The 20,100-nt window shown below is 56.3% G+C and carries 26 protein-coding genes; 14 read left to right on the top strand and 12 right to left on the bottom strand.

Annotation, left to right across the window (positions count from 1 at the left end; translation table 11 throughout):
• Positions 1–76: 76 nt before the first annotated feature.
• The 4 genes from xoxF5 (at position 77) to AC2FJF_RS00390 (ending at position 3,829) form a co-directional block, all read left to right on the top strand.
• Entirely contained in the window at positions 77–1,879 is a 1,803-nt protein-coding gene (xoxF5, locus tag AC2FJF_RS00375; RefSeq protein ID WP_496721956.1) for a lanthanide-dependent methanol dehydrogenase XoxF5, read from the top strand.
• A gap of 69 nt (positions 1,880–1,948) precedes the next feature.
• Positions 1,949–2,452, top strand: coding sequence for a c-type cytochrome, methanol metabolism-related (locus AC2FJF_RS00380; protein ID WP_496721958.1), 504 nt, complete (start codon positions 1,949–1,951; stop codon positions 2,450–2,452).
• 28 nt (positions 2,453–2,480) lie between these two features.
• On the top strand, positions 2,481–3,278 hold the full coding sequence (locus AC2FJF_RS00385) for a substrate-binding domain-containing protein (RefSeq protein ID WP_496722951.1): 798 nt from the start codon (positions 2,481–2,483) through the stop codon (positions 3,276–3,278).
• A complete protein-coding gene (locus AC2FJF_RS00390) occupies positions 3,275–3,829 on the top strand; it encodes a PQQ-dependent catabolism-associated CXXCW motif protein (RefSeq protein ID WP_496721960.1) in 555 nt (184 codons plus the stop codon). The genes AC2FJF_RS00385 and AC2FJF_RS00390 overlap by 4 nt, the downstream gene beginning before the upstream one ends.
• 1 nt (position 3,830) lies before the next feature.
• Here the strand turns inward: AC2FJF_RS00390 and AC2FJF_RS00395 are convergent, their stop codons facing one another.
• From AC2FJF_RS00395 to AC2FJF_RS00405, 3 genes are read right to left on the bottom strand one after another with little or no spacing between them, the layout of a single operon-like run.
• Positions 3,831–4,649, bottom strand: coding sequence for a quinoprotein dehydrogenase-associated SoxYZ-like carrier (locus AC2FJF_RS00395; protein WP_496721962.1), 819 nt, complete (start codon positions 4,647–4,649; stop codon positions 3,831–3,833).
• Positions 4,646–5,539 (bottom strand): YncE family protein, encoded by an 894-nt coding sequence (locus AC2FJF_RS00400; RefSeq protein ID WP_496721964.1) that lies wholly within the window; start codon positions 5,537–5,539, stop codon positions 4,646–4,648. The genes AC2FJF_RS00395 and AC2FJF_RS00400 overlap by 4 nt, the downstream gene beginning before the upstream one ends.
• 37 nt (positions 5,540–5,576) lie before the next feature.
• Positions 5,577–6,116, bottom strand: a complete 540-nt coding sequence (locus AC2FJF_RS00405; RefSeq protein ID WP_496721966.1) for an SRPBCC family protein — start codon at positions 6,114–6,116, stop codon at positions 5,577–5,579.
• A 312-nt stretch (positions 6,117–6,428) separates the two neighbouring features.
• Here AC2FJF_RS00405 and AC2FJF_RS00410 point away from each other — a divergent pair, with 312 nt between their 5' ends.
• Genes AC2FJF_RS00410 through AC2FJF_RS00440 form a run of 7 tightly spaced genes read left to right on the top strand, consistent with a single transcriptional unit; the run spans position 6,429 to position 11,642 of the window.
• Positions 6,429–7,610: an ABC transporter substrate-binding protein gene (locus AC2FJF_RS00410; RefSeq protein ID WP_496722953.1), complete on the top strand. Its 1,182-nt coding sequence runs from the start codon at positions 6,429–6,431 to the stop codon at positions 7,608–7,610.
• Positions 7,611–7,622: 12 nt separating this feature from the next.
• On the top strand, positions 7,623–8,594 hold the full coding sequence (locus AC2FJF_RS00415) for a YVTN family beta-propeller repeat protein (RefSeq protein WP_496721968.1): 972 nt from the start codon (positions 7,623–7,625) through the stop codon (positions 8,592–8,594).
• A 19-nt stretch (positions 8,595–8,613) separates the two neighbouring features.
• Positions 8,614–9,051: a cupredoxin domain-containing protein gene (locus AC2FJF_RS00420; protein ID WP_496721970.1), complete on the top strand. Its 438-nt coding sequence runs from the start codon at positions 8,614–8,616 to the stop codon at positions 9,049–9,051.
• Between the two features lie 15 nt (positions 9,052–9,066).
• Complete coding sequence (locus AC2FJF_RS00425) at positions 9,067–9,315, top strand: PepSY domain-containing protein (RefSeq protein ID WP_496721972.1); 249 nt, start codon at positions 9,067–9,069, stop codon at positions 9,313–9,315.
• A gap of 15 nt (positions 9,316–9,330) precedes the next feature.
• Positions 9,331–10,293 (top strand): ABC transporter substrate-binding protein, encoded by a 963-nt coding sequence (locus AC2FJF_RS00430; protein ID WP_496721974.1) that lies wholly within the window; start codon positions 9,331–9,333, stop codon positions 10,291–10,293.
• Between the two features lie 6 nt (positions 10,294–10,299).
• Positions 10,300–11,049: an ABC transporter permease gene (locus AC2FJF_RS00435; RefSeq protein ID WP_496721976.1), complete on the top strand. Its 750-nt coding sequence runs from the start codon at positions 10,300–10,302 to the stop codon at positions 11,047–11,049.
• Positions 11,046–11,642 carry an ABC transporter ATP-binding protein gene (locus AC2FJF_RS00440; protein ID WP_496721979.1) on the top strand — a complete coding sequence of 199 codons (597 nt, stop codon included), beginning with the start codon at positions 11,046–11,048 and terminating at the stop codon, positions 11,640–11,642. The genes AC2FJF_RS00435 and AC2FJF_RS00440 overlap by 4 nt, the downstream gene beginning before the upstream one ends.
• Before the next feature lie 3 nt (positions 11,643–11,645).
• On the opposite strand, the gene pqqE is transcribed toward AC2FJF_RS00440, so the two are convergent.
• The 9 genes from pqqE to AC2FJF_RS00485 form a co-directional block, all read right to left on the bottom strand.
• Entirely contained in the window at positions 11,646–12,758 is a 1,113-nt protein-coding gene (gene pqqE, locus AC2FJF_RS00445) for a pyrroloquinoline quinone biosynthesis protein PqqE (RefSeq protein ID WP_496721981.1), read from the bottom strand.
• On the bottom strand, positions 12,758–13,030 hold the full coding sequence (gene pqqD / locus AC2FJF_RS00450) for a pyrroloquinoline quinone biosynthesis peptide chaperone PqqD (protein WP_496721983.1): 273 nt from the start codon (positions 13,028–13,030) through the stop codon (positions 12,758–12,760). Before pqqD ends, pqqE begins: the two co-directional genes overlap by 1 nt.
• Positions 13,030–13,779, bottom strand: coding sequence for a pyrroloquinoline-quinone synthase PqqC (pqqC, locus tag AC2FJF_RS00455; RefSeq protein WP_496721985.1), 750 nt, complete (start codon positions 13,777–13,779; stop codon positions 13,030–13,032). Before pqqC ends, pqqD begins: the two co-directional genes overlap by 1 nt.
• A complete protein-coding gene (gene pqqB / locus AC2FJF_RS00460; protein WP_496721987.1) occupies positions 13,776–14,672 on the bottom strand; it encodes a pyrroloquinoline quinone biosynthesis protein PqqB in 897 nt (298 codons plus the stop codon). Before pqqB ends, pqqC begins: the two co-directional genes overlap by 4 nt.
• Positions 14,673–14,695: 23 nt before the next feature.
• The gene (gene pqqA, locus AC2FJF_RS00465; protein ID WP_085823998.1) at positions 14,696–14,797 is read right to left on the bottom strand and encodes a pyrroloquinoline quinone precursor peptide PqqA; all 102 of its coding nucleotides are present in this window, start codon (positions 14,795–14,797) and stop codon (positions 14,696–14,698) included.
• 102 nt (positions 14,798–14,899) lie between these two features.
• Positions 14,900–15,583, bottom strand: a complete 684-nt coding sequence (locus AC2FJF_RS00470; RefSeq protein ID WP_496721990.1) for a response regulator transcription factor — start codon at positions 15,581–15,583, stop codon at positions 14,900–14,902.
• 9 nt (positions 15,584–15,592) lie between these two features.
• Positions 15,593–17,194, bottom strand: a complete 1,602-nt coding sequence (locus AC2FJF_RS00475) for a sensor histidine kinase (RefSeq protein ID WP_496721992.1) — start codon at positions 17,192–17,194, stop codon at positions 15,593–15,595.
• Positions 17,191–17,982 (bottom strand): ABC transporter permease, encoded by a 792-nt coding sequence (locus tag AC2FJF_RS00480; RefSeq protein ID WP_496721994.1) that lies wholly within the window; start codon positions 17,980–17,982, stop codon positions 17,191–17,193. The genes AC2FJF_RS00475 and AC2FJF_RS00480 overlap by 4 nt, the downstream gene beginning before the upstream one ends.
• Entirely contained in the window at positions 17,979–18,725 is a 747-nt protein-coding gene (locus AC2FJF_RS00485; RefSeq protein ID WP_496721996.1) for an ABC transporter ATP-binding protein, read from the bottom strand. The genes AC2FJF_RS00480 and AC2FJF_RS00485 overlap by 4 nt, the downstream gene beginning before the upstream one ends.
• 180 nt (positions 18,726–18,905) lie before the next feature.
• Here AC2FJF_RS00485 and AC2FJF_RS00490 point away from each other — a divergent pair, with 180 nt between their 5' ends.
• The 3 genes from AC2FJF_RS00490 to AC2FJF_RS00500 are packed head-to-tail and all read left to right on the top strand — an operon-like array spanning position 18,906 to position 20,077.
• Positions 18,906–19,343 (top strand): thiosulfate oxidation carrier protein SoxY, encoded by a 438-nt coding sequence (locus AC2FJF_RS00490; protein ID WP_496721998.1) that lies wholly within the window; start codon positions 18,906–18,908, stop codon positions 19,341–19,343.
• Between the two features lie 15 nt (positions 19,344–19,358).
• Positions 19,359–19,691, top strand: a complete 333-nt coding sequence (soxZ, locus tag AC2FJF_RS00495) for a thiosulfate oxidation carrier complex protein SoxZ (protein WP_496722000.1) — start codon at positions 19,359–19,361, stop codon at positions 19,689–19,691.
• A complete protein-coding gene (locus tag AC2FJF_RS00500) occupies positions 19,691–20,077 on the top strand; it encodes a c-type cytochrome (protein ID WP_496722002.1) in 387 nt (128 codons plus the stop codon). The genes soxZ and AC2FJF_RS00500 overlap by 1 nt, the downstream gene beginning before the upstream one ends.
• Positions 20,078–20,100 lie beyond the last annotated feature (23 nt).

The raw sequence follows: 20,100 nt of genomic DNA on the forward strand, positions 1-20,100 counted from the left end.
TAAACAGACACCGCAATCCGACCTGGGTGAGGTGTTGCAATGCAGCGAGATCGCTGCACGAAAGGGAGGAGATTGAATGAAAAATCTATCGCTTTGGACCTCCGGGATTGCCGTTGCACTGGCCACTGCGGCTTATGCCAATGACGACCTGGTTGCCCAGATGGAGAACTCGAAACAATGGGCGATCCAGACGGGCGACTACAAAAATCAGCGCTATTCGGCATTGGATCAGATCAACGCAGACAACGTTGGTGATCTGCAGGTGGCGTGGACTTTCTCGACCGGCGTTCTGCGCGGGCACGAAGGTTCGCCGCTGGTGATTGGCGACATGATGTATGTCCACACGCCGTTCCCGAATATTGTCTATGCTCTGGATCTGGCCAATGACGGCAAGATCGTCTGGAAGTACGAGCCCAAGCAGGACCCGGATGTAATTCCGGTGATGTGCTGTGACACTGTTAACCGTGGTGTGGCCTACGCAGACGGCAAGATCTTCCTGCATCAGGCGGACACCAAGGTTGTGGCGCTGGATGCCAAATCCGGTGATGTTGTTTGGGAAGTCCAAAATGGTGACCCGGCGATTGGTGAAACGAACACCGCTACGGTTCTGCCTATCAAGGACAAGGTCATCGTCGGCATTTCAGGTGGTGAGTTCGGTGTGCGCGGGTCGGTTACGGCCTACGATATGAACTCGGGTGAGCAAGTCTGGCGCGCCTATTCCATGGGGCCGGATTCGGACATCCTGGTTGATCCGGACAAAACCACTCATCTGGGCAAGCCGGTTGGCGCGGACTCGGGCACCAATACCTGGGAAGGCGATCAGTGGAAGATCGGTGGCGGCACCACTTGGGGCTGGTATTCTGCCGATCTGGACGAGAACCTGATGTATTATGGCACGGGTAACCCGTCGACCTGGAACCCGGCGCAGCGCCCCGGTGACAATCGTTGGTCCATGACCGTCATGGCGCGCGATATCGACACCGGTGTGGCAAGATGGTTCTACCAGATGACGCCACATGATGAATGGGACTATGACGGCATCAATGAAATGATCCTTACAGAACAGGAAATTGATGGCACCGAGCGCAAGCTGCTGACCCATTTCGACCGCAACGGTCTGGGGTACACGATGGACCGCGTCACAGGTGAACTGCTGGTGGCCGAAAAATTCGACCCGGTTGTGAACTGGACAACAGGCGTCGACATGGATCCTAGCAGCGACACCTATGGTCGTCCGGCTGTGGTTGCGCAGTATTCGACGGAACAGAACGGCGAGGACGTAAACTCGACCGGTATCTGCCCGGCGGCTCTGGGTACCAAAGACCAACAGCCTGCAGCCTATTCGCCGAAGACTCAGCTGATGTACGTGCCGACCAACCATGTCTGCATGGATTATGAGCCGTTCCGCGTGTCCTACACCGCTGGTCAGCCCTATGTAGGTGCGACGCTGGCGATGTATCCAGCACCTGAAAGCCATGGTGGTATGGGTAACTTCATTGCTTGGGACAACACTGATGGAAGCATCAAGTGGTCGCTGCCCGAGCAATTCTCGGTCTGGTCCGGTGCACTGGCAACAGCAGGTGACGTTGTCTTCTACGGAACTCTCGAAGGGTATCTGAAGGCCGTTCATGCTGAAACCGGTGAAGAACTGTACAAGTTCAAAACACCCTCTGGCATCATCGGAAACGTCATGACGTATGAGCAAGGTGGCAAGCAGTATATCGGCATCCTGTCGGGTGTTGGTGGCTGGGCCGGAATTGGTCTGGCGGCTGGTCTGACCAACCCGAATGACGGTCTTGGCGCCGTGGGTGGCTATGCTGCTCTCAGCGACTACACCGCGCTTGGCGGTCAGCTGACTGTGTTCGCGCTGCCGAACTAAGCCAAAGAACCGACCGGCGCGGCCCAAACGGACCGCGCCGGTTTTCACCTGTAAAGAAACGAGCTTTCAATGAACCACTCTGTACGTCTTCTTGCATCTGTTCTTGTGTCTTGCCTTCCTGTTGCTGCGGCCGCAGATAATCTGGCAGTCTCGTATTCCGAGGATGGGCGGTACTACACCGAAGACGATATTCCGACATTCAACGTGGCCGAGGATGGAACGGTGGACTGGATGACCTTTTCCGGCTTCCGGCGCTATCACGCGGAATGCCATGTTTGTCACGGACCAGATGGTGAAGGTTCGACCTATGCGCCTGCTTTGAAAGAGTCGGCGTTAGATATGGATTACTACGACTTTGTCGACATCGCTACGAACGGTCGCCAAGTGGTGAACGCCGCTGAAAACTCGGTGATGCCGGGATTTGGCGACAACCCGAATGTGATGTGCTTTCTGGATGACATCTATGTATACTTGAAGGCTCATGGATCGGGCGCGATTCCGCGCGGTCGCCCACCCAAAAAAGAGGCGAAATCTGACGTGATCCGCGAGGATGAAGATGCGTGCATGGGTTAATGCTTGTATTGCTCTGACGGCACTTGGCATGTGGCTCGGTCAGGCGCTGCCTACGCAGGCCCAAACTTCTGACCTAGTATCAAAGACAGCCTTTCGCGTTTGCGCGGACCCCGCCAACTACCCTGTGTCGACCGAGGACGGATCGGGGTACGAAAACCAACTGGCCGAGCTAATTGCTGCTAAGTTGGAATTGCCTGTTCAGTATGTCTGGTTTCCCCAAGCGACGGGGTTCATTCGAAATACTTTGGCCGCTAAACGTTGCGATGTGGTGATCGGCTACGCGCAGGGTCATGAGTTGGTGCAGAACACCAATCACTACTATACGTCCGCCTATGCGCTTATCGTGCCGATGGACAGCGATCTGACAGAGGTGGATCGATTGAATGACCCGGCGCTCAAGGGGCGAAAGATCGGGATTGTAGCAGGTACTCCTCCGGCCGCGCATATGGCGCGAAACGGGTTGATCGGTCAGGCCAAGCCATACAACCTTTTCGTCGATCGGCGCGTAGAAAGTCCGGCTATCGATATGTTGGATGATCTGCAATCGGGCGAGATTGACGCGGCCATCCTCTGGGGCCCGTTGGGCGGACCATTGGTCAAGGCGGACTACCCAGGTTTCAAAGTGATTCCGCTGATTGGCGAAGACCTGCCTCCACGTTTGTTCTACCGCATCACCATGGGTGTGCGGCAGGGCGAAAAGGTTTGGCAGCGGCAGTTGAATTCATTGATCCGGCGCAGTCAGGAGGAGATCAACGTTGTGTTGGCCGGGGCCGGTGTTCCGCTGGTGAATGATCTGGGGACCGAGGTTCTGGACCTGTCGCAATGATACGCGCAACAGTTACAATCGCGCTGATCTCAACCGCCGCGACGGCGCAAACCGTCCCCGAACCCAGTGACTACCGCATGGATCACTACCGCGCGCCAGTGCCGGACCGGATAACCGGCGGCACAACCATCGGCCCGGAAGACGCCCACAACCTTTGGCAAGATCAGAGTGCAGCGTTTATCGACGTTTTGCCCCAGCCCCCCAAACCTGCCAATCTGCCTGAGGGCACGATTTGGCGCGACAAGCCGCGCGACAGCATTCCAGGAACAACCTGGTTGCCCAATGTGGGCTATGGTGCAATCGCGGATGTCACAGCGGACTATTTTCGATCGGGGTTGGAGGCCGGCACCCGTGGCGACGTTGACCACGGAGTTGTATTCTTCTGTCTTGAAGACTGCTGGATGAGTTGGAACGCAGCCCGCCGCGCAATCGAATGGGGCTATACCAACATCTATTGGTTCCCAGAAGGCACGGATGGCTGGGCCTTGTGGGGGTATCCATTGGAATGGGTCGAACCCTTTCCAGGTCAGCCCGTAACCGGGGGCGGCTGACCTAGAAGCCCGCCAGCCTCTTGTGCAAATGACTGACCGTTCCGTCCGTGTCTGTCATCGTCACGTCGACCGCTTGCGCCCGGCTTGGGACGGAAATACCGACACGTGGGTTTTCAGACAGAGAAATTGATCCGGTCATCTGGACATAGCCCACGCCATCAAGATCAATATCCACGCTTTCGACATATCGCATCGGGATGAACAACAGGGAAATCTGGTCCATCTGCATTCCCGAATGCGATGGGTGATCAATGTTCAGGTCCATCTTGTTTGCGCGATCTGCACCCAAATTGGACAGGCGTGTCAACGTATCCAGCGCGGGTACACGACCGACCAATTCGGCCTCCATCGTTCCCAGATTTTCCAACGCCAGTTTCGGATCCGTCCCGGGAGGTGCGGCGCAGGCCCCAACGCCGGATGTTTTGACAAAGGTTTCCGACACCCAAAGGCGTCCATCCGTAGTTTCAGCGATGACATGCATCGGCGTCGGGCCGTTTACGCGCATGGTCACGTCGAAGTAGAAGCTCGGCAGCGGTTCTTCCAACTCGAACACTGCAGAAACCGGCATTGGATTTTCGTCCAGCACCAGGGTCACTTTGGCTACATCTGTCCCTCGGGGGGCGATGACCTGAGCGGCCAGTTCGGCTCGCGCGTCATCGGGTGTGCGATAAGGCGCATCAATTGCGATCAACGCATCGCCATTTTCCATTGGCCGGTCGCCGTAAAGCAGCGCTTTGACATTTTCCCAGGCCTCATTTGATGCCCAGGTCGGCGCGGCCAGCACAAAAAATACAGATGCAATCAGGTGAGAAGCCTTCATTGTCTTCCTCCTTGCAGAAATCTGCCAAAGGCACGCGGCCCGTCGCAGGTTTCTATCGTTTCTATCACGGAGAGCGCCTTTGGGTCCACGATGCTGACAGTGTTGTCGAACCAGTTTGCGACCACCACCAGATTCTCGCTGGCGGTTGCATCGATGCCTTCCGGGTACTCTCCGACCTCAATCAGTGCTTCATGCTCCAACGTCTTAAGAGAGATCACGCTGAGCGTATTGGAATATTGGTTCGTGACGAATGCTCGACCATGGGCAAAGGCGATCCCATAGGGACGTTCGCCAACAGTGACCGTGGCGGTGACTGCGCCGGTTTCAACATCGATAACGCTGACATCATTGTTGCCGACATTGCCGATAAACAGCCTCGCATCAGGGGCAAAGCGCAATCCGAAGGGGCGGGTGCCGATGGTTATTCGATGAAGTGGTTGCAGAGTTTCAGCATCAAAAACCGACACCTGATCTGCGTCCTTGTCAGCCGACGCTAGAAAACGACCATCGGCTGAAATCGCGATCCCGGCCGGGGCGGCGCCTGTTGGCAGTTCCGTCAGAACCTCCAAGTTTTCGCTGTCCAGCACCCAAAGACGGGCGTTGTACCAATCCGACACGAATACCCGTCCGCGTTCTGAGTCCAATGCGATTCCGATGGGTCCGCCATTGAGCGCAATCTGCGCTATCGTCTCACCCGTCTCAGTGGACAAACGCCGCACCGTTTTGCTGTCCGGGGACACGGTGAACAGCGTTCCGTCCAACCCAACGGCCACGCCCGCAGGCTTGCCGGGCAGGGGCCAACGGGCGGTTTCCTGCATTTCGGAGAGATCAATCCGGCTGAGTTCCTCGCCGTTTTGACAAGTTATGAATGCCGTCTCTGCCAGCGCCATGCTAGCAGAGATCGCCGCAAGCAACGTGAACAATCGGCTAGCTTGCCGCACCAAAACGCTCGACCAGCGCATCCAGTCCGGCCTGATACACTCCGGTCACGGCGGCGATGGCGGCCTCATCATTCAATTCGGCTGGCGGGTCATTGTTTGGATAGCCACGATAAAAGGCCCCGCGCCATTCGATGATCGAACCGCCCCCGTCACGCGGTTTGACTGTCAGATGCGACGAGTAATTGGTTACTGGCAGTACCTCAACCGCGACATCGGTGATCCGGTAGGAATAGCTCATCTTATCGTCGCTGAATTTGTAGAGGACTTCGTCAATCGCCGGCCCATCTTCTTGACCCAACGTCAGCAACCGCGTCGCGTCAATCTCATTGCCGCCTTTGCCCTCGGTCGAGAACACCGCGGGATGCCAAGACATGTCATCGAAGTTCCCGACGACGGTCCAAACCTCTTCGGGTGAAGCTGCGACTTCGGCGGTCAACGTGACCTTTTGCCGGGTTGGTCCGTGCGCCCAGCCCATGCCCGGAACCAATAGCGCAGCGGTCGTCACAAGAAGCACTCGTCGATTCATTCTGTATCCTCCCTGAATGCGCTTGGCGGTCGTTGGCCCGTCTCCCGATCGTGCGTTCCCTGTTAATTCCAACAATCAAACACACTGAAACGGCCACCCTATACGACCCCCCTGCAAAAACGCAGTTGGCCGCGGGAAACCATAGCAAGATCAACCGCATACGCGCATTCTTATAAAATAAGAATCGAGCTTAATCATGAAGCTGATAGGCTTTGTTATACAACACGGCCAAAAGTATCGGTTCCGTTCTTGGGGCGTTTCGACCTTGATGAGCCAGCCTGATCTTTCGGTGAACGGGAGGGCATCTTGACTATGCGCGTGCTGCCGCTGTTTGCGGCGCTTTTCTGGTGTGTGTCCGCAGTGACAGCTGCGGCGATCGATGTGAAAGCTGCGGTGCTGCGGATCGACTATCCGTCGCTTCTGCCGATCTCACGCTATGATCTGAAGCCGGACGATCTGGGCTTTGCCGGTGCCGCGCTTGGGGACGAGGATAACGGCACCACCGGCGGATTTCTGGGGCATACCTATGAAACTGCAACTGTTGCAGTTTCGCCGGAAGAGGCCGACGCCGCGATGGATCAGATCATCGCCGACGGAGTACGCCTAATCGTTCTGATGGCCGAAGCCCCCGACATTTTGCGCCTGACGGATAAGGCGGCTGAGGCCGGGGTGCTGGTGTTCAATGTATCGGCACCGGATATCGATTTGCGGGACGTGAACTGTCGCGGCAACCTGCTGCATATTGCGCCGTCCCGTGCCATGACAGCCGATGCAGTGGCGCAGTTTGCGGTCTGGAAAAAATGGGGGGATTGGTTCCTGCTGGCCGGTTCAAACCCCGAAGATGTGAAACTGGCAGATGCCTATCGCCGCGCGGCTACCAAGTTTGGCGCAAAGATTGCCGAGGATCGAATCTTTGCGGATACCGGAGGCTCTCGGCGGACGGATTCCGGTCATGTTCTGGTTCAGCGTCAATTGCCACTGGATACGCAGGACGTGCGAGATCATGACGTGGTGATTGCTGCTGACGAAACCGATTACTTCGGGCGTTACCTGTCTTACCACCTTTGGACCCCGCGCCCGGTGATGGGATCAGGCGGGTTGCGCCCGACGACGTTTCACGGTGCCCATGAGGCATGGGGGGCAACCCAGTTCCAGACCCGTTTTGAGGAACTGACCGGCCGATATGTTCAGCCAGAGGACTACAACACCTGGCTTGCGCTGCGTGTGATTGGCGAGGCCGTGACCCGTGCCAGCACAGCTGACCCCGATGGAGTGCGTGACTATGCCTTGTCGGAGGAATTCGAACTGGCTGCCTTCAAAGGGCAAAAGGTAACGTTCCGCGACTGGAATGGGCAGTTGCGCCAACCGATCCTTCTGTATGACGGATCGATCACCGTCAGCGTCAGCCCGCAAGAGGGGTTTCTGCACCAGGTCTCACCGCTCGATACGCTGGGTTTGGATCGGACGGAATCCAGCTGTCAGGCATTTGAATAACCGGAGGTTTTGATGAAACGACTATTGCTGACCGTCGCCTGCGCTGCGCTGACCTCGGGTCCTGCACTGGCGGGCAAGGCTTTTGTCTCAAACGAGCGGGGTAACACCATTACCGTGGTGGATACCGCAACCTGGGAGGTGATCACCGAATTTCCCGGCGGCAACCGCCCGCGTGGCATTACCGTCAGCCCGGACGGCAAGACGCTCTATGTCTGTGCCTCGGACGACAATATCATCCGGGTGTTTGATACCGAGACCTACGAGGAACTGCCCAGTCTGCCCTCTGGTCCGGACCCCGAGCTTTTCATCCTCGAACCCTCTGGCAAGCGGCTCTACATCGCCAATGAGGACGACAATCTGGTGACGGTCACAGACACCGAAACTCGCACCATTCTGGCTGAGGTGCCAGTTGGCGTCGAACCCGAAGGCATGGGGATGAGCCCGGACGCAAAATTTGTGGTCAACACCTCTGAAACCACCAACATGGCGCATTTCATCTCCACCGAGGATTACACCATCAAGCATAACATTTTGGTCGACCAGCGTCCACGTTATGCCCAGTACACCGCCGATGGCAAACGGCTGTTTGTAACGTCGGAAATTGGCGGAACCGTCTCGGTCATGGATATTGCAGAGGACGGAGCGCCCACGGTGGTTGGCAAGATCGGCTTTGAGGTGCCCGGCGTGCAACCGGAATGGCTGCAGCCCGTCGGGGCCAAGGTAACTTCGGACGGCAAGCGTCTGTTTGTTGCTCTGGGACCTGCAAACCGGGTTGCCGTCGTCGACGCGCAAAGCCTTGAGGTTCTGGACTACATCCTTGTGGGGCAGCGGGTCTGGCAGCTCGATTTCACGCCGGATGAGAAATACCTGCTGACCACAAATGGCAATTCAAACGACATTACAATTATCGATGTAGCGGCGGAAAAGGCGATCAAATCGGTACAGGTCGGTCAACAGCCTTGGGGCGTGGTGACCATTGACTGAAGTTCTAGGAGGGACGGGAATGAAGAAACTTATGATCGCAGCGATGGTCGCGGCGTTCGGTGGGCCGGTCTCGGCGGCACCGCTCTGTGACGATCTGGGATTTGCCGGACTTCTGGCGAAATGCAATCGCGGTGACACCATCAAGCTGACGCTCGCCTCGGGGCAGCCACTGGGCGAGGACGTAGTTCTGCAATCCGGCGCGTATTACAAACTTGAGATCACTGCCGATGGCTCGGCGGAATTGGCGATCGAGGGGCCTTCGTTCTTTCGTGCGATCTGGATGAATGAGATCGTGATCAACAAGATCGAAATCCGCCCAATGGCGGTGGATAGTATCGAGTTTGACAAGGCCGGTGTGGCGGAACTGTCGTTTATCGCAATCAAACCTGGCAGCCATGAAATCCGCATCCCCGGTTCCACCGGAGAATCGCAACGCATCACGGTCAGCATTCAATAGAGAAAGGATAGCATTATGAAAAAGCTTGGGATTTTGTTGATCGCTGGACTTATAGCGGCACCGGCTTTCGCCGACGAAATTGATGCGGCAACGGTCGAAAAGATCGAAGCCTATCTTGCATCCATTGCGTGTCAAATGGACCCGGATGATATCGAGGTTGAAGTTGACGGTTACGATCTGGACGACGTCATCTGTAAGGGTGGCAACCAGTTCGACATTAAGTTGGACAAGGACCTGAATGAAGTGAGCCGCAAGGCGGAATAGCGGGTTGAAGCCATGATGAATTTGATTGCAGCATGTCTTGCGCTGACCTTCACGGCGGGCGCTCTGGCCGCAGATACTTTGCCGACCATTCGCGCAGCGGTGCTCAAGATCGGGACGGTGAATTGGGAGCTGGAGACCATTCGCCAGAACGGTCTGGACAAGAAACATGGCTTCATTCTTGATGTTCAACCCTTTGCCGACAATGGCGCGACCCGCATCGCTGTTGAAGGTGACGAAGCGGATCTGGCCGTCGCTGACTGGATCTGGGTTGCCCGCCAAAGGGCTGCTGGCAAGGATTATGTATTCATCCCTTATTCCAAAGCTGTCGGTGGGGTTGTTGTACCTGCTGACAGCCCGGCGACCAGTTTGAAGGATTTGGCAGGTGGCAAGATCGGCATTGCCGGTGGACCGCTGGACAAATCCTGGCTGATCCTGCGTGCATATGCAGCGCAGGAATATGGGATGGATCTGAAAACCGACACCGAGCAGGTGTTCGGTGCTCCGCCACTGATCTTTAAGTCCGCTCTCGGGGGAGATTATGCGGGGGCAATCAATTTCTGGCACTTCCTGGCCAAGATGAAAGCGTCAGGTATGAAAGAGTTGATCTCGGTGGAAGACGCCGGGCAGGCGCTTGGCCTTGATACAAATACGCCGCTGCTGGGCTATTACATGAAAGAGAGTTTTCTGACTGAAAATCCAGATATTGCGCAAAACCTGTTCGCCGCCAGCCGAGAAGCCAAGGATCTGTTGGCCAATTCTCCTGAGGCGTGGGAGGCGATCCGCCCTCTTATGAACGCCAAGTCCGATGCGCAATTTGAACAGCTCAAATCCGATTGGATCGCCGGGATTCCTGATCGCAGCCCAGTCGACGCGGAAGCCGCCAACAAGATGCTGGAACTGATGGCCGAGTTGGGTGGGGCCGAGCTGGTGGGCGAAGCAACAACAGTGCCACAAAGTCTGTTTGCAGACGTGGAATAAGAAGCGATGCAAGACACGCGCCTCACGCCGCTTTTGTCCATCGCGGGCCTTGTGGCGTTGTGGATAGTTGCGGCCATTCTTACGGCAGACCCTCAGATTCTGCCACAGCCTTGGGACCTGATCCCACGTTTTAAACAGGAACTGGTATCGGGCGAATTGCAGCGCAGCCTTGGTGTGACTTTGGTGCGCGTGATCTGGGCTTTCGCATTGGCGATGACCATGGGAACGATCATTGGGCTGTCCATGGGGCGTTCGGATACGCTGAACCGCTGGCTCGACCCGTGGTTGGTCATTTTCCTGAACCTGCCCGCGTTGGTATTGATCGTGCTGTGCTATCTCTGGATCGGATTGACCGAGGCAGCGGCAATCACAGCCGTGACATTGAACAAAATTCCCAATGTCGCGACGATCCTGCGCGAAGGCGGCAGAGCGCTGAGCCCGGATTTGGACGCGATGGCCCAAGTCTACCGGCTGCCGAGGCAAACGCGACTGCGACATGTGATCCTGCCGCAGCTGGCCCCTTTTATCGCCGCTGCTGCAAGGTCGGGGCTTTCCCTGATCTGGAAGATCGTGCTTGTGGTCGAATTTCTGGGACGTTCATCTGGCGTTGGATTTCAAATCCACTTGTATTTTCAGCTATTTGATGTGGCGATGGTGCTTGTCTATGCGTTTTCCTTCATTGCGGTCATGCTGATCGTCGAATGGCTGGTTTTGCAACCATGGGAGCGTAAGGCACGGCGGTGGAGAGTAGCATGATCCGCATTGACATCCGACAGAAACGCTTTGGCAACGATGTCGTCTTGGGACCCGTCTCTTTTGATATCGCTGCGGGGGAAACGATCGCGCTGACAGGACCATCGGGTATCGGCAAGACCACTCTGCTCCGGTTGGTGGCCGGTATTGATCCTGACTTTGACGGCCAAATCGTACGGCCGGATCGGCTGGCGATTGTGTTTCAAGAACCCACCTTGCTGCCCTGGCGTTCGGCTTTTGATAATCTGATCCTGGTCCACCCGAGCTTGTCTCGCGCTGATGTTGAGGCCGCTCTGACAGACGTCGGTTTGGACGGAAAGGGGAATCTGTTTCCCGGTCAGTTGTCCCTGGGTCAGCAGCGTCGCTTGTCGCTGGCGCGTGCCTTTGCCGGGCAGCCCGAGTTTTTGATTATGGACGAGCCCTTTGTGTCTCTGGACGCCGAAACAGCCGAAACGATGCTGACCTTGACCGAGGATCTGATCGCACAGCATGGCCCTGCCACCCTGTTCGTGACCCACTCCCAATCCGAAGCACAACGTCTTTCCAACCTGATACTCAACCTGATATCCGGGCCGGACGGGGCCGTTTTGGGTTAGGGTTTACTCTGCAGGCTCGGTTGCTGCTCCGGGTGAAAGGCGATAGACGAAAGGCGCGTCCGCTTTGGCGGCATGTTCGTTCGCCTGATCCTGCAAGGCCCGATGATGGGGCGATTTGATGCAGACCGGGTCAGTGGCGCTTGCGTCTCCGACAATGGCCATAGCCTGACAGCGGCAGCCACCGAAATCTATGGTTTTTCGCTCGCAGGATTTGCAGGGATCTGCCATCCAGTCCGTCCCGCGATAAGCATTGAACGCGGAGCTATTGTACCAGATATCTGCAAGCGGTTTGTCCTGTACCTTATCAAATGTAAGATGCGGTATGGATTGTGCCGCATGGCAGGGCAGAACCTGACCATCCGGTGCCACGTTCAGCCCGGTGGTGCCCCAACCGCCCATACATCGCTTGGGATAGTCATCATGATAGTCCGCCGGGACATAGTCGATGACCAATTGTCCTTTCAGGTCTCTTCGCGCCTCGGTTACCAGCTTCGTCACCTGCTGCGCCTGTTCCCGTGTGGGCATCAAAGCGTCCCGGTTCTTCAAAGCCCAGCCGTGGAATTGCACCGTTGCAACCTCAATCCGCCGAGCGCCCATCTCCTGTGCCAGTTGCAACGCGCGCGGCAGTTGGTGCGCGTTGTGACGGTGCAGGACAAAGTTCAAGGTGAGTGGGAACCCGATCTGTTTGATCCATTCGACCGTCTTCATCTTTCGGTCAAAACCGCCCCGATAACCGCCAACCTTATCCGCAATCACCGCGTCGGTGCCTTGAAGGGACAGTTGGATATGGTCCAGACCAGCCTCGTCTAATTCATTCAGACGACGTTCAGACAGGCCGATCGCCGATGTGATCAGGTTAGTATATAACCCAGCCTCGCGCGCGGATTTGACCAAAGCGACCAGATCGCGGCGCGATGCGGGTTCACCACCTGACAGGTGCAATTGCAACACGCCAAGTGCAGCAGCCTCTTGGAAAACACTTGTCCAGGTCTCAGTATCCAACTCGCTGTCGAGCTTCGCCATTTCGACCGGATTGGAGCAATAGGGACAGGATAGCGGGCAACGATGGGTCAATTCGGCCAGCATGGCGATGGGTGGTGGGGGATTGGCCTGCATCACATCACATCCAGGAAACGCCGCGCCCGCAGGGCATCCAGAAAACCAGAACTGTCTTCGGCGATCTGATCTTTCGGGGCGTTAAATTTTTTCGACAAAATCGCTGTAATTTGGCCAAAACTGCGCTGGCCGTCGACTTCAGTCAAAATCGCATGTCCAACCTGATCCAACGTCACGGCCCTTTCTGGTGCCAATAAAACCCATTTATCCCGTACGGAATCGAAATGGATGCGCACACCACGCGGGAGCAATGGGACCTCCTGCGCCAGCATCACGATGCCCGCCGCATCAGAAGACCTGTGTCCGGTTTCCAGGCACCCGGTGGAGTGCGGGCGGGCTCGACATAGGCACCCCACAGGGCATCCAGTTGTGACCACAGAACATCTGTCTTGAAAATTAGGGCCTTGGCTGCCGCATCCTGCTTTTCAGCAGTATCCGAATGATCCAATACCCACGCCAGACCAAAAGCCACGTCTTTCGGGGCTTCTTTCAGGCGATTGCGGAAATAGGACAAGGATCTGTCATCTGCAAAATCGTAGTGCTGAAGCAAACCTTCGATCCTGTTGGCGTGAATTTTTGGCGCGAAAAGTTCAGTGAGCGAAGCAGCAACCGCCTCAAGCAATGTCTTTTCACGGACAAATCGCACATAGGCATCCACCGCGAATTTGGTGGCAGGCAAGACGCCCTCGCACGAGGCAACGTAGTCCGGATCAAGCCCGACCGCTTCGGCCAGCCGCAACCAACGCCGGATGCCCCCTTCGTTCTCATCCGTGCCGTCATGATCTTCGATCCGTGACCGCCAGGCGCGGCGTAGGGACGGATCTTCAACGCGCGACATGAAGGCCGCGTCCTTCATCGGGATGGAATGCTGATAATAATACCGGTTGATCACCCAGGCGCGGACTTCATTGGGGGTACACTGACCGCCATGCAGGCGATGATGGAACGGATGCAGGTCGTGATAGCGCTCGGCTCCGATCTGGCGCAGCCGGGCTTCAAAACCGTCGCGGCTTTGAGTCATAGCGTGATCTCCATTCCATCTTGACCGATCGTCCAGCCTTTGGCCTGCGCCTGGGCGTTTTCGGTACTGCCCGGACGCAGAACTGGGTTGGTGTTGTTCATATGGACGAACACTTTGCGTCCGATCTGCATATTAGCAAATCCCGCGATCGAGCCGTCGGGGCCATCCATAGACATATGCCCCATACGCTTGCCCGTTTTCTGACCCAGCCCGGCGCGCACCATCTCATCATTCTGCCAAAGCGTGCCATCAAAAAACAGAAGGTCGGCTCCCTCAAGCTGCGCGCGCAATTCCGGCGTCAAAGCAGCGCATCCTGGGATGTAATAGGCTGTCTTTCCTTGCGTGCGCAGCGCCACCCCGACGGTCTGTTCGCCGACCAGATCCGTTTGGACCTGTTCACCTTCCAGATACAGAGGCACTTTTCCGGGTACTGGAAAAAGGGTCGCAGTAAGGTTTGTAACCAGTTCAAAGGACTCATTCAGCAAGACCGGCCTGCGTTTCACGACCGAGGCATTCAAGGCATCGAAAATCGGGTTTTCTGCAATCACGTCATGAATGCCGTTGGTCGCAAACAGCGAGAAAGGTTGCATCTCGCGCAGCGTAAGCAAACCCGCCACATGGTCGATATCCCCGTTTGTCACCAACACCGATTGAACCGGCATCTCTCGCAATCCTGTTGGAAACAGGACGGGCGTGTTGCCCAGCTGTATGCGAATATCTGGAGAAGCGTTCAGGATAGCCCAGTTTCGGCCATCGGGGGACACGGCCAGAGATGACTGCGTTTGCGCAGGAATTTCTCCGCGTCGCGCAAGATTGCAGTTTTCACATCCGCAGTTCCATTGCGGAAGGCCGCCGCCAGCAGCGGCCCCAAGAATTATCGCGCGCAACGTCATCTAGTGTTGGCGCTTACGGCTGATCAGATCAGGCCGCCGCCACGCTCATCATCATGATCTGGGCCGTACATGTTGATTTCCATGCCGCACTCGATTTCGCGGATAACAGGTTTGCTCCAAGCCATATCGGGGTCCTCCTCCTAAGATGTGCTTTCAATCAATGTGGCAGGTCCGGTGCGCCCGTGCGACTCTTAATTCATAAGAAGGATTTAGACTTTGGTCGGTACTCAGGTGTCATCCAACAACGGAGTAAGCCCTTGTAGGCAAAAACCTTGATTGCGTATTGTTATGATTTCAAACCCAAAATCATCAGACGCCAGCTTTTTTCGCAGATACCCGATGTAGACGTCGACCACGTTTTCGTTACTGGACCCCTCCTGCGACCAGAGCGTGTCAAAGAGCTCACCGCGTGAGATGGGCGATCCCGCTTTGCTATTGAGCAGCATGAGCAGATCGAATTCGCGCTCTGTTAGCGCGATGCATGTTCCGCGGATAGTGAGCGTTCTGTCTTTTGTTGAAATCCGCGCTGGATCGGGGCGTTGCGATGCTACGCGGTGTTCCTGTACCTGCAGCCGGGCAACAAGCTCGTCAAAGCTGAAGGGTTTCACGACATAGTCATCAGCTCCGGCCTCAAGCCCGGCGGCGCGATGATCGACGTGAGAGAGGGCCGACAACATCAGGATAGGAATCGCGACACCGGCCGCGCGCGCAGATTGAACCAGCTCGATACCACTGTCTGCGCCCAGCATGACATCGACAATTGCACCAGAGTATTCACCGCTCTTCAACCGCTCCAGCCCTTGAACGGCGCGATTTTCTGCTTCGGCAGAGTAGCCGTGCAGCGAGAGGCCCCGCACAAGCGCCGAAGCAATTTTTGGGTCGTCATCAATGATCAAGAGTCTCGAAGCCATGGGACCACACTAAGCCTCTGCCAACGGCAATCGAATGCAGACATTTGTACCGGGATTTACGCCTAAGGAACGTTCACGCGCGACCGGGCTGGTGATCGAGATCGATCCTTCGTGCGCCTCGACGACCCATCTGGCCAGAGCTAGCCCGACGCCAAATCCCTGACTGTTCGCTGCAGCACCTTGAACAAACCGTTCAAATATCTGATCTTGTGCGCCTTCAGGAATTCCCGGACCGTTGTCGATTATCTTTATCTGAGCACTCCCATCTTTTGATTGGCCGGAAAGTGACAATGCTTTTCCATCGCGCGCGTGCCGGATCGCATTGCGCAACAGGCTGAGCAAAACTTGACGCATCCAGTTCGGATCGCAATGCAATGCACAATCCGGGAATTTTTCGACCTCGAGCTGCATATTAGCGTTGTCGATTTCGGGCTGGATGTCACCCACAACGGTTTGTATCAACGCGCGCAACGCAACATCTCGCGGTTCCAAAGCCAATTCCCCGGTTTCAGACCGCGCAACACGCAGCAAATCGTCAATACGCTGGTTCAGTTTTGCCGCACTGGTTTCGATAGTTTCCAAAGCCTCTGGCGCGGTCTGGCTGTCCCGTTGGCCAATCTGCGACTCCATCATGATAACTGTCAACGGTGTGCGTAATTCGTGGCTGATATCTGCAAAAAAGCGACGACGGTTTTCATCAATCCTGGACAAGGTATCATTCGCCGCGCTGAGTTCCCGCGTCCGCTGATCAATCGTTTCGTTCAATCCGGCCCATTCCGCATCAACCTCATCCTGACGCTGCTTCAACGCAGCCGCCATTCGGTTGGTCTCACCATACAATTGACCGATCTCATCGTTGCGGGTTTTTGGCAGCGAAATAGCAAACTCTGATTGGCCAACCTGAACTGCGGCATTGTGCAGCCGGTCCAGACGAGAAAACTGTGGCCTTACCAGACCAAAGTAAAACCATGCCGTGCTGAGCAAAGCAAATAGCGCAAGTGCCAATGCGACCCAGGTCAGCGTCAGGCGGGTCCGTTCGATTCCGGCCAATGTCGCGTTTCGAAACAGAACCTCGGTATTGACTGCCTGACTGAGCAAGGGATCGAAAGCGGATGCAAACGAGTCGATATGGGCACGCAGCCGTGCTTGATCGGCATCTGTATCAGCAAGCCCGTCCAGCGTATTGGCCAGCAGCGCCTCCATCCTAGCCAGGCCGAGGGATTGGGTTCCATACCGAGATTGCTCGTCCAGTCCGAGCGACTGAACGGCGGCTACGGCCTCCTCCACATCGGAGCGCAGTTGCAAAAAGGTTGTCCCGATCTGGTCCCGGATCGGGGATAGGCGTTCCAGTCGGGTTTCGACGGATTGATCGGTCTGGATCGACTCGGTAACGATCACAAGAAATGTGGCGGCCTGTGCCGACAAAGCGGCATAGCGCGCCATCCGTGTTTCTGAAGCCAGCGCGGTCTCCAAACGGTTGGCGACGGTTTGCATCCCGAAATAGAGAATAGCAGCAGTCAACAAGGTGCCAGATCCAAGCACAACCGCACCGAGACCTAAACGGGTTTTCAGAAGCAGGCTGCGTTTCGTGGTTTTGAGCTGGTTCTTCATGACTTCCGCTTCATAAGACCACGGGCCGGATCATATCCCCAAACGGCAATCGTGCAAAAAACAACTGTGGACCCAAGAACCCAGACTAAGGCCGCCCAATTGATCTGCAGGTAAAGCAAGAACCTGATCAACTCGACCACATGCGTAAAAGGGTTGAAGGCGCAAATATTGCGCAGCAAGGGCGAACTTTCGGCCATTTTCCACAGGGGGTAGAGTGCTGATGACAGGAAGAACATAGGGAAGATGACAAAGTTCATTACACCGGCGAAATTCTCCAGTTGTTTGACGAAACTGGACAGCACCAGACCCAGCGCCCCCAGCATCAGACCACCCAGAACCAAACCCGGCAGTACTGCAACATAGCCGGGCAGGGGGAGGACAATTCCAAACAGCGCCGCCAAAGCCAGAAAAGTATAGACTTGTAGGATCGAGATTGCCGTTGATCCCAGCAGGCGGCAGAACAACAGCCACCAGCGCGGGAACGAACTGGTCAGCAATAGGCGCATCGAACCCATCTCGCGGTCATAGACAAGGCTGAGCGAACTTTGCATCCCGTTGAACAGCAGGACCATCGCACACAGGCCGGGTACGATGTAGGTCTCATACGTGATGTAAGTCTGATAGGGCGGGATGATCGATAGGCCGAGGGCCGCGCGAAACCCGGCGGCGAAGATCACTAGCCACACCATTGGCCGGACCAGAGCTGCAAGAAACCGTTCGCGTTGATGGACGAAGCGCAGAAACTCGCGCCCGATAATAGCCCGGGCGACACCCCAGAACCCGCTCATGCTTGGACCTCGGTTTGGGACAAGAACCAATTGGACAGCGTTTGATCACCGCGCAGGTCGCCCGACTGTCCGCGGGCCAGAATCCGACCGCGATGCAGCACCAACAATTGGTCATCGTCGCGCACTTCATCTGTGAGGTGCGTGGCCCACAAAACACAAAGCCCCTGTGCCGCCAGATCGTGTACATGGTCGGTTATTGACCGCCGCGCCGCAGTATCAAGTCCGACGGTTGGCTCATCCAACAGCAAAACCGAAGGGTTGTGCATCAGCGCGCGCGCCAGTTCCATTCGGCGTCGATGACCTCCATTCAGGTCGCTCACGCGTTCCCCGGCCCGTTCCCGCATGTTCAACCGGTCTAGTGCTGCGTCGACCCGGGTTGGAACCGCTGATCGCGGCAACCCGTGCAGGGCGGCGAAATAGGTCATGTTCTGGCGCACCGTCAGTCCCATATCCAAAGTCGGCTGCTGAAAAATCACGCCGAGTTTTGCCAACGCTTTACGCGGTGCTCGGCGAAGGTCATAGCCCGCCACACTGATTTCACCATCTGGCGCCACAAGAAGCCTTGTAAGTAGAGACACCAAGGTCGACTTCCCGGCACCATTCGGCCCGAGCAGGGCGCAAAAGGTCCCAGGCACCACGTCGAACGAGACAGAATCCAGCGCCGCTTTGGCACCAAAGTGAAAGCTTAGCTCGCGTACGGCGAGACCGGGGTTGGCTTCTGCCGGGGACCGCGTGTTTGGCATACTTCCTCCGTCCCGAACAGTGGGTTTTGACGGCAGCTTGCAATGTCGGGTCACGTTTCTCAACCTTGCAGTCCGATGTGTAACCGCGACTTAAGTATGTGAAGGTTCACGGATATGTTATGTATCCGAAAAGAGATGGCGCAGGTAACATCAGAGTCTGACCAGAAAGAAAGAGCCGCAATGACCCTAAATCGGCGCGATGCAATGCAGGTGAGCCTTTGGGCTTTGATGTGCCTCGCTTCGCCGTTACGCGCGCAGGATTTGGTGGCTCTGCCAAACGTCGCGACGCTGGAAGAACTAATCTACAGTTTTGCAGGTGATGCAACGCCTGAGAAAGGTGGCGTCTTCATCGGTATGGAAGCCATTGCCGAGGATGGCTATCGGGTACCGGTGACAATTTACGCTCCCTCAGCAGAGGAGGTCATGTTGATCGCGCCGGGCAATCCGGTTCTTCCGGTTCTTAGGGCGCGGTTCGGACCTTTGGCTGGCGCACAGTCTATCGCAACGCGCATGCGCCTGGGGCAATCTCAAGAGGTTTTTGCCCTCGCGCGCCTGCCGGACGGCAGTGTCAACCGTGGTGCACAGGCAGTGTCAGTTATTGTTGGCGGTTGCGCATGACAGAGGTGCTGTGACATGGCCGCAGGCGTCAAAACCCGTGTCAAGCTACCCAAACGGGTCCGAGCCGGTGAGGTGGTCACGATCAAGACCTTGATCACCCACCGTATGGAGTCTGGGCATCGCCTTGATTCAGAAAACCAGCCTATACCCCGGTCGATCATCCATCGTTTTCTGTGCGAATTCGAAGGCGAGGTGGTCATCGACCTCGACACCGGCCCGGGCATTTCTACAAACCCGTTTTTTGAGTTCCAGGCACTTGTTCCAGGACCTGGCGTTTTTACCTTCAGTTGGTTTGACGATGACGGCGCGATCTACACCGATAGCCGCGCAATTTCGGTCGTGTCATGATGCCGACGAAAGTGGTGGTTCTGATCGAGCGTGGAATTTGCAAGCGTTGGGCGTTGAAAGACTGTGGATCAAAAGTGCGGAAGGCCATGCTCGCCACCTGTGCCTGCTTTGGCATTCTCCCCGTTGCCGGGTTAAGGGCAGAAGCGAAGGACGGGGACGTGGAGCTTGGGGCATATCTGTCTGCGGAATGTGTGACTTGCCATCAGGCAAATGCGCAGACGGACGAAATCCCACAGATTGTCGGGCTTGATCCCAACGCTTTTGTGGCCGCGATGCTGGCGTATAAGGCCAAACAGCGTGAACATCCCATCATGCAGATGATGGCCGGGCGTTTAAATGATGACGAAATAGTGGCGTTGGCGGCCTACTTTAGCACGTTAGAGTGACATGGGCCGCAGGGAGGGGTTCA

This window comes from Ruegeria sp. CDSB013 (assembly GCF_059611165.1).